The following is a 774-nucleotide window of genomic DNA, read 5'->3' as shown; positions in this document are numbered from 1 at the left end:
CCTGTACATAAAATTGTGTAATTGCCTGATTTTGATATGTTCAATCCAACATCAAAAGCAGGTTAATTTATGGACGAAAAACAGTTGCAGGCTCTGGCTAATGAACTGGCCAAAAATCTCAAAACCCCTGACGATCTCAGTCAGTTCGATCGCCTGCTGAAGAAAATCAGCGTTGAGGCGGCTCTCAACGCCGAAATGTCCCACCATCTTGGCTACGATAAAAACCAGCCTAAACCGGGTGCCAACTCCCGCAACGGCTATTCCACAAAGACTGTTACCACCGGCGATGGCCCTCTGGAATTACGCACTCCTCGCGATCGTGATGGCTCTTTTGAACCGCAACTGGTGAAGAAAAACCAGACCCGGATCTCCGGGATGGATAACCAAATCCTGTCTCTGTACGCCAAAGGGATGACTACCCGTGAGATAGCCGCTGCCTTTAAAGAGCTGTATGACGCAGATGTCTCACCCGCACTGGTGTCGAAGGTCACAGATGCTGTCATCGAGCAGGTTGTCGAATGGCAAAACCGTCCACTGGATGCAATCTATCCGATTGTTTATCTTGACTGTATTGTCATAAAAGTCCGGCAGGACAGTCGTGTCATCAACAAATCCGTGTTCCTGGCGCTGGGTATCAATATCGAAGGCCAGAAAGAACTTCTGGGTATGTGGCTGGCGGAAAATGAAGGTGCAAAGTTCTGGCTCAATGTGCTCACTGAACTTAAAAACCGGGGACTGAACAATATTCTTATCGCCTGTATTGACGGCCTGAAA

At 48.2% G+C, this 774-nt stretch carries 1 protein-coding gene; it reads left to right on the top strand.

All coding sequences use genetic code 11. From position 1 onward, the window contains the following. Positions 1 to 69: 69 nt before the first annotated feature. The coding region (locus ACSZO4_RS25705) for an IS256 family transposase (RefSeq protein WP_437891911.1) at positions 70 to 774 on the top strand (705 nt) is incomplete at its 3' end.

The organism is Phytobacter sp. V91 (assembly GCF_965644225.1).
GTDB lineage: Bacteria > Pseudomonadota > Gammaproteobacteria > Enterobacterales > Enterobacteriaceae > CBFFRJ01.
This window is presented reverse-complemented; position numbering and strand designations above follow the sequence as displayed.